Raw genomic sequence first — 1,139 nt, 5'->3', positions numbered from 1 at the left:
GCGCGGGGCTTGCGGCCGCCCTCGTCGCCTGGCTGCTTTTGAAGTAAGCGGCCGTGGCGAGAAGCACCCCGCCTGCCACGAGGGCCACCCAGCGCAGCAGGCTGGCCCGGTAGGCAGTGCCCGCGCCCGCTATGAGGGGGAGTGGCCGGGGCCGGGGCTCCTGAGCCGGCCCCAGGCCCACGGAAGCTGCGCACCGCCAGGGCCAGCATCGGACGGCGCCGGCGACACCATCCGGCCTCAGCTCGAGCGGGCGGGCGCAGACCTGGAGCAGGTGGTGTTGCTGATCGGCAGCCGGGAGGAGCCGGGGCAACCCCTGGCTCCGATGACCTGGCCGGCAGGGTTGTATCCAGGCCACCGCGTGCTAAGATGTAGGCGATGCATCATGCCAACCGTCTTAAGGCTGGCGCTATCGCTTCTTTTTCTTCAGCAATGAGGGCGATGAGCCGCCCCATGTCCACGTCGAACACGACGATGCCTATGCCAAGTCCTGGCTGCAGCCCGTTAGCCTGGCCCGGTCTCGGGGCTTCTCTGCGCAGGAGCTAACCCGCCTGCGCAAGATGGTCGAAGAACAACCGGCGGCATCGGGACAACGCCCAGCACGGGCTTTACGATAAACAGGGCCAGAGCAAGCCAGAACAAGACGATTGACCCTCCTTCCTCATCATTGACCAGCAAGATCAACGGCCGGACTGCCCTGCCCTTCCCGAGGCGCAGGCGGTCGGCTGAAACCTCGGGAAGCGGTGAGGGCTTCCACGTCCTCAATGAACTCCCATGCCGTCCCCTGAGCGGTCTATCACACCACTCACGGGATTCGCCTCGTCGACCCGCCATCGAATGGGATGGCGAGCCCTGTAAGGTGCCCAGCTTGGCGAGAACACAGAAACGCAACCAGATCAGCAAGCTCGTCGGGATCGGCCGGGGGAGGAACCGGGAAATGAGCTGTCAGCTCCCGCATCGGGTGATCGGCCCCCACCGGGCCAGGGGCGACGCAGTTTACCGTGATGTGGGGTGCAAGCTCATCGGCCATCACTCTGGTCGCGGCCGCCAGGGCCGTTTTGGCCACGGCATTTTCGGCAAGGCGCGTCAACAAAGCCGGGTCCGACGGCGCCAGGTAGAAGGCGCCCATGTTGATAACCCGC

The 1,139-nt window shown here is 66.0% G+C and carries 2 protein-coding genes and 1 pseudogene; 1 reads left to right on the top strand and 2 read right to left on the bottom strand.

Annotated elements, in window-relative coordinates:
- A partial coding sequence (locus tag AB1609_11320; GenBank protein ID MEW6047054.1) for a hypothetical protein occupies positions 1–181 on the bottom strand: 181 nt, incomplete at its 3' end.
- A gap of 201 nt (positions 182–382) precedes the next feature.
- On the opposite strand from AB1609_11320, the pseudogene AB1609_11315 reads away from it, so the two are divergent.
- Positions 383–614 (top strand): annotated as a pseudogene (locus AB1609_11315) (DUF4160 domain-containing protein).
- A 188-nt stretch (positions 615–802) separates the two neighbouring features.
- Here AB1609_11315 and AB1609_11310 read toward each other — a convergent pair.
- The coding region (locus AB1609_11310; protein ID MEW6047053.1) for an SDR family oxidoreductase at positions 803–1,139 on the bottom strand (337 nt) is incomplete at its 5' end.

The sequence above is a fragment of the Bacillota bacterium genome, from assembly GCA_040754675.1.
In the GTDB taxonomy this organism is placed as follows: domain Bacteria; phylum Bacillota; class Limnochordia; order Limnochordales; family Geochordaceae; genus Geochorda.
This window is presented reverse-complemented; position numbering and strand designations above follow the sequence as displayed.